Origin of the sequence: Amycolatopsis sp. NPDC051371, from assembly GCF_040682155.1 — a bacterium.
Lineage (GTDB): Bacteria > Actinomycetota > Actinomycetes > Mycobacteriales > Pseudonocardiaceae > Amycolatopsis.
Window position 1 is genome coordinate 102,477 of record NZ_JBFBAG010000040.1, and the last position, 6,000, is coordinate 108,476.

Consider the following 6,000-nt stretch of genomic DNA (forward strand, 5'->3'; position numbering starts at 1 on the left):
CCGGGATCCGCTACGCGCGGAGCAGCTCCGCCACGACGGCACGCGGCGCGGGCAGCGCCGCGATCTCGTCCCGCACCGCCTCCGCCCCACCGCGCCACGAAGCCAGCTCGCCGGCCCGCTCCGCCGGGCCCACCTCCCCGGCCCCCGCCGCGGCGATGCGGGCGCCGATCGCCGTCTCCGTCAACGACAGCTGGGGCAGCCCGTGCGTCACCGCCGCCAGCGCCAGGTTCGCGTCGCCGTCGTGGATCACCGCCGTGCACGTCGGCAGGACCGCCGCCGGGGGTGCCGCGTCGACCAGCCGGACGTTCGGCGGCATCGTCACCCCCGCCGGGATCCGCGCCGGATCCGTCGCCCACAGGACCTCCGCGTCCAGGCTCGCGACGGCGTCGAACACCGGTCCGGCCGGCGTCGCGTCCGTGAGGGACAGCAGCACCCGGTTACGCCTTGCCTTGCGGCGCAACCACCCCGGCACCACGACCGGTCCGAAGTACGGCACGTGCCGGACCGGGCGGGCACCGGCGGCCCCGTCTCGCAGCGACGGCGGCACCGTGTCGAAACCCGCGCCGGGCTCGTCCAGCGGGCCCAGCAGCCGGACCGCGACGGCCTCGACCGCCTCGGCGGCCGCCGTCCCGGCCGGGGCCGCCGCGTCGGACACCACGACCCCGGGCCGCCACAGCTCGGCGAACTCCACGAGCGCCGCGGACTCGGCGAGGTCGGTCCCGTCGCCGTCTTCGAGGTCGACGGCGACGCAGCCGGTGCTGAGGATCTCGTCGACGAACGAGGTCCGGCCGGCGATCTTCACGTCGTGCCCCGCGGTCCGCAGCGCCCACGCGAGCGGGACCAGGTTGTGCAGCCGCGCGGGCGACGACGGGGCGGCCAGGAGTACGCGCATGGGATCCACTCCAGAAAAGGAAACCGGGCCGGCCCGGTGCGGATAGTCGAATTCGACACTATCCGCGCCGGTCCGGCCCGCGAACCCCTACGAAAACATTTACTGGCCCGGCAGCGTCACCGCTTCGATCGGGCTCTTGCGCATCGCCAGCCGCGCGGAAAGCGAAGTGACCGGCCAGATGATCAGGAACACCGAAAGCACCACGGCGAGGAACACCCAGATCGGCCCGGACGGGATGATCTGGCCCGTGCTGATCGCCATCGGCAGCACCGTGAACAACGAAATCACGATACCGAGGACGAGCCCGGCCACCGCCACGATGCCGCCTTCGATGAACAGCATCCGGCGGACCTGCCCGCGATCCGCTCCCGCGAGCCGCTGCGCGCCGAACTCCCGGCGCCGGGCCAGCACGGCCACGGCGAGGGTGTTCACCGCCGCGATCGCCGCGTAGGCGATCGCCAGCACCGCCAGGAGGTAGTTGATCATCGCCTCGACGTCCGCGCCGGCCTGGAAGCTCTCCAGCAGCGCGCCGTCGTCGCCGACCGTGATGCCCGGCCAGTCCTTCAGCCGGTCGGTGAGCGCGGACACCACGTCGCTCCCGTCGGCGGCCTTCACCAGCACCTGCGCCGCCATGCCGCTCGTGGTGTGCGCGGCGAGGAGATCGGCGGGCAGGACCATGCTCGCGTAGCTGGACGGGCTGTCGAGCAGCGCGGCGACGGTCACCTGCGCCTGCGCCCCGTCGCCGAGCCGCATGGTGATCTTGTCCCCGACCTTGAGCTCGAGGTCGTCGGCGACGTCCTCCGGCAGCGCCACCGCGTCGCCGGTGAGGTTCTTCAGCGACCCCTGGGTGACTTCGGTGGCGAGCACCGTGCCGCCCTGGTCCTCGGCGGCGACGCCCAGCAGGCGCAGCGGGTCGCTGCCGTTCCCGTCGTAGGGCTGTTCGATCCAGCCGGAGCTGGTCACCAGCGGCGACGCGGTGGCGACGCCCGGCGTGCTCCGGATCTGCGCCAGCGCCTCCGGCGTGATCCCGCCGGTCGCGCTGCTGATCACGGCGTCGGCCTTCAACTGGTCGGCGTAAGCCGCGATCTGCGCTTCCTGCGCCGTGGTTTCCGAGTACACGTTGCCGAGCGCGACCGCCGTGGCCAGGGTGATCGGCGTGAGCACCGCGGCGAAGGCCACGGCGCGCGCCTGCGAGTTGATCACCGCGAGGGTGGCGTCCCGGCCCGCGACCCGCCGGACGAACGGGCCGAAGCGGTTCGCGACGTAGACCATGATCTCCGGGCCGAGCAGAGCCACCGCGATGGCGCCGGTGAGCACCGCCGGGCCGCCGATCGCGCTGGCGGTGTCCGCCGGCATGAACAACGTGGTGCCGGCGAGCAGCACCGTCGCGATCCCGAACACCGCGGCCCCGGTGCGGCGCAACGGGTTCACCTTGGCACTGGGGATCGCGGCCTCGGCCAGTGCCTGGATCGGCCGGGCCCGCGACGCGGCCAGCGCGGCGAACCACGCGGCGGCGTAGACGATCACGAGCGTGGCGACGATTCCTGCGCCGAAGGCGATGATGTCCTGCCGGAACACCAGTTCGTCGGGCACGATGCCGAGCGACATGCTGGTGGCGAAGATCCGGTTGCCGAGCAGGCTGCCCAGGACCACGCCGCACAGCGCGGCGACCGCGCCGACGGCCATGGTCTCGGCGAGCACCATCCGGTGCACCTGCTTCGGCGTCGCCCCGGTGGCCCGCAGCAGCGCGAGTTCCTGCCGGCGCTGGCGCACGGTGAGGCTGATCGTCGCGGAGACGACCAGCGCCATGACCACCAGGACCATGCCGCCGAACACCGCGGCGAGCAGGATCAGCGGGAGCCGGCTGTTGTCGACGCCGAGGAACTCGGCCGCACCGCGGTCGTCGCCGGTCAGCACGCTGACGCCCGGCACCTGCTCCGCGACGCGCGCGGCGAGCTCGCCCGCGTCCACGCCCTCGGCCGGGAACACGCCGGCCAGGTCGGCCCGGCCCTGGTGCGGGGAAAACTGCTGCGCGTCCGGCGCGGAGAAGAAGAACGCCGGCGACTGCACGGCCTGGCCCGGTTCCGCGACGCCCGCGACGGTGAAGGTCTGCTTCCGCCCGTCGACCGCGAGATCGACGGGGGCGCCCGCCTTGATCCCGGCCGCGTCCGCCGTGGCCGAGTCGATGACGACCTGGCCCGGCGCCTGCGGCTGGTTCCCCTCCCGCAGGTGGTAACCACCGAGCGCGGCGGAGTCCCAGCCGTGTCCGGAAAGGACGGACGTGTCCGCGGGCGCGCCGTCCTTCAGCAGCACGGCCGGGAACGACACGTCCGGAACGACGCGCTGGACGCCTTGCACCGCACCGATCTTGACGAGCTGGTCCGCGGTCAGCCCGGCGCGCTCGGCGTACGGGACGACCTCCGACTCTTCGTCGGGGAGCTTGAACGCCGACGAACCGCCGGCCACGACCGGCGCCGCGGCGAGCCGCTGCGGTTGCGCCTGCAGCACGATCGCCGTCTCGAACAGCCCGGCGCACGCGATGAGCAGGCCGCAGCCGATCAGGATCGCGACGAACGACGCGAGCGACGCGGCCGCGCGGTAGCGCAGGCTCGCCAGGGCCAGGTTGACCACCACCCGCCGCGAGCTCACCGCTGACCCCGTGCCTGCTTGGCCCGGGCACCCAGCTGGGCCAAGGTCGACGCGACGGCCTCCACGCCCGGCGCCGCCAGCTGCGTGACGATCTGGCCGTCCACCAGGAAGAGCACGGTGTCGGCGAAGGACGCCGCGACCGGGTCGTGGGTGACCATCACGATGGTCTGCCCCGCGCTCACCAGCTCGCGCATCAGGTTCAGCACCTCGAGCGCGGTGTTCGTGTCGAGCGCGCCGGTCGGCTCGTCGGCGAAGACCACCGCGGGCCGGGCGGCGAGCGCGCGGGCGATCGCGACGCGCTGCTGCTGGCCGCCGGACAGCTCACCCGGGCGGTGCTTGACGCGCTGGGTCAGCCCGACGCGCGCGATCACCTCGTCGACCCACGCCCGGTCCGGCTCGCGGCCGGCCAGCAGCGTCGGCAGGGTGACGTTCTGCTCGACGTTCAGCGCCGGCATCAGGTTGAAGGACTGGAAGATGAACGCGACGTGCTCACGGCGGAGCTCGGTCAGCTTGGTCTCGTTCTTGCCCTTGAGGTCGGTGCCCACCAGGGTCACCCGGCCGGACGTCGGCCGGTCCAGGCCCGCCGCGCAGTGCAGCAGCGTGCTCTTGCCGGAACCCGACGGGCCCATCACCGCGGTGAAGGTGCCGGCCGGGAAGTCGACGGTGACCCCGGCGAGCGCTTCGACCGCGCTTTCGCCGGAACCGTAGGTCTTGTGCACCGCGTCCAGCTGGACCGGTGACTCGACGGAAGTCATCGTGGGCACGTCGTTCACTCCGATCCTTCCCGGGCGCGCCGCGCCGGGTCGAGGTACCACCACACGGCCAGGACGAGGCCGCCGCCGACGATCGTCCACAGCCAGAACGGCGCCTTGAAGGACATGCTGATCAGGCACATGAGCAGCCAGATCACGAACTGGATGCCGCCGACGACCGCCCACACGATCGTGACGACGCGGCGGGCGAGACCGCCCGGGGGCCGGCTTCCCTCTGCGCTTTCGGACATCAAGCTCCCCCACATATCGGTGGCCGGCCGCACGGTCGGATTAATAGTGCAAGACATACACAGTTTAGCGCAGTGCCCCCATCCGGGGAAGCCACCCCGGCTAGGGGGCGCTCTCCGAGGCTGTCCGCATGCGGCGATCCCGGTCGCGGGCACCCCAGACGCCGACCGCCAGGACGCCGCCGCCGAGCACCACCCAGATCAGCCACAGCGGGTCCCACTGACCGCCGATCAGCCCGATGAACAGCCAGATGACGAAGTTGGCCGCACTGACGGCCGCCCACAACGCGCCGGCGATCCGCGGCGCCGCTTCGAGCGCCGGCGGCGGGGCGGTTCCGGCCCCGCCCGCGACCGCGGCACGCAGCGCGGCCCGGGTGGCGGCCCGCCGCACGTGGGCCAGCCGCCGGGCGGCCTCCCCGCCGTCGTACGCGCCGGTGGACCGGGCGTGTTCGATCTCGGTGGCCGCCAGCTTCCGGTCCAGCTCGGTGACCCGGCCCAGTCCGAACCGGCTGCTCTCGCTCACAAGCACTCGCCCCCAGCTGCGATTAGTGTAAGACTTGCACAGTTTACCGATACGGACCGCGGAGCGATAGATGCCCACCGAACCCGAGCCGGACGACCGTCCGGATCTGCCGCCCGGACTGGCTTCGGCGTGGGGTGCCGCTCCGCGGCCCCGCCGTGGCCCCAAGCCTTCGCACAGCGTGACCCGGATCGTCGCCGCCGCCGTCGAGCTCGCCGACGCCGACGGGCTGGCCGCGGCGTCGCTGCCCAACATCGCCGCGTCGCTCGGCCTGACCACCAACGCGCTGTACCGCTACGTCGGTTCGAAGGACGAACTGCTGGTCCTCCTGGAGGACGCGGGGTTCGGTCCGCCGCCACCGGCTTCACCCGGCGCGGACTGGCGCGCCACCGCGCGGGACTGGACGTACGCCGCGCTGGACCGCTACCGGGCCCGCCCGTGGCTGCTGGACCTGCCGGTCCGGGGCAGCGCGGTCACCCCGCACCGGCTGCGGTGGACCGAACGGCTGCTGGCCACGCTGGCCGGCGCCGGTCTGTCCGATGCGGACGCGCTCGGCTGCGCGCAGCTGGTGTCCGACTTCGCCCGCGCGACGGCCGACCGCCGCCGCGCCCGCGCCGACCCGGACTCGGCGGACTTCCCCGAACGAGCCGAGGGCGTCCGCGCCTTCCTGCGGCCCCTGCTGGCCGACGGCGGCTACCCACACCTGGCCGCGCTCACCGCGCGGGGCGAGTACCCGGCGCCGAGCGGGGTGGACTTCGGCCTGGACCGGGTCCTGGACGGCATCGAGGGGCTGCTCACCACCTCCCGCGCCTGAGCGGGTCTGCCGCGGCCGGTCGTGAGTGAGAAACAGGGTTCGTGATCTGCACGACCGGCGCGCCCGTCGCCTTGATGCGCTCGGCGTCGAGCAGCGTCTCCTGGTCGCCCTCGATCACCGCGCAG

Annotated in this window: 6 protein-coding genes; 1 reads left to right on the plus strand and 5 read right to left on the minus strand. The window is 73.4% G+C overall.

Annotated elements, in window-relative coordinates; genetic code table 11:
* Positions 1-10 precede the first annotated feature (10 nt).
* The 5 genes from AB0M59_RS38385 to AB0M59_RS38405 form a co-directional block, all read right to left on the minus strand.
* Positions 11-892: a nucleotide disphospho-sugar-binding domain-containing protein gene (locus AB0M59_RS38385; protein ID WP_364625287.1), complete on the minus strand. Its 882-nt coding sequence runs from the start codon at positions 890-892 to the stop codon at positions 11-13.
* A 99-nt stretch (positions 893-991) separates the two neighbouring features.
* Complete coding sequence (locus AB0M59_RS38390; protein ID WP_364625290.1) at positions 992-3,541, minus strand: FtsX-like permease family protein; 2,550 nt, start codon at positions 3,539-3,541, stop codon at positions 992-994.
* Positions 3,538-4,296, minus strand: coding sequence for an ABC transporter ATP-binding protein (locus tag AB0M59_RS38395; RefSeq protein ID WP_364625293.1), 759 nt, complete (start codon positions 4,294-4,296; stop codon positions 3,538-3,540). The genes AB0M59_RS38390 and AB0M59_RS38395 overlap by 4 nt, the downstream gene beginning before the upstream one ends.
* A gap of 14 nt (positions 4,297-4,310) precedes the next feature.
* Positions 4,311-4,544: a hypothetical protein gene (locus tag AB0M59_RS38400; RefSeq protein ID WP_364625295.1), complete on the minus strand. Its 234-nt coding sequence runs from the start codon at positions 4,542-4,544 to the stop codon at positions 4,311-4,313.
* A gap of 100 nt (positions 4,545-4,644) precedes the next feature.
* Positions 4,645-5,064, minus strand: coding sequence for a hypothetical protein (locus AB0M59_RS38405; protein ID WP_364625297.1), 420 nt, complete (start codon positions 5,062-5,064; stop codon positions 4,645-4,647).
* 70 nt (positions 5,065-5,134) lie between these two features.
* Between AB0M59_RS38405 and AB0M59_RS38410 the strand changes: the two genes are divergently transcribed.
* On the plus strand, positions 5,135-5,875 hold the full coding sequence (locus tag AB0M59_RS38410) for a TetR/AcrR family transcriptional regulator C-terminal domain-containing protein (RefSeq protein ID WP_364625300.1): 741 nt from the start codon (positions 5,135-5,137) through the stop codon (positions 5,873-5,875).
* Positions 5,876-6,000 lie beyond the last annotated feature (125 nt).